Origin of the sequence: Leucobacter musarum subsp. musarum (assembly GCF_001273845.1) — a bacterium.
Taxonomy (GTDB): domain Bacteria; phylum Actinomycetota; class Actinomycetes; order Actinomycetales; family Microbacteriaceae; genus Leucobacter; species Leucobacter musarum.
In genome coordinates this window covers 1-209 of the sequence record NZ_JHBW01000057.1, presented here as the reverse complement: position 1 = coordinate 209, position 209 = coordinate 1, and the positions used below count along the sequence as shown (strand labels likewise).

Annotated in this window: 1 protein-coding gene; it reads left to right on the top strand. The window is 76.1% G+C overall.

The genetic code is table 11. From position 1 onward, the window contains the following. Positions 1-209 (top strand): hypothetical protein (locus CH42_RS16540; RefSeq protein WP_162231046.1); only part of this gene is annotated, 209 nt, incomplete at both ends.

The window sequence follows — 209 nt, the reverse complement described above, 5'->3', positions numbered from 1 at the left end:
GTGTTCGGCGCCTCGCAGACGAGCGCTCCGCTGCACCTCGGCCCGCTCACGATCGTCGCCCCGCGCGAGATCGCGATCTGGCTGGTCGCGGCGCTGCTCGCCGCCGTCTGGGTGGCGTGGACATCGGGAGCCGATCGCCGCGCCGCCCTGCGTCTCGGCCGCGTCGCCGGTGATCGCCGCAGCGGCGGGATCGCGCGCGCATTCACCGG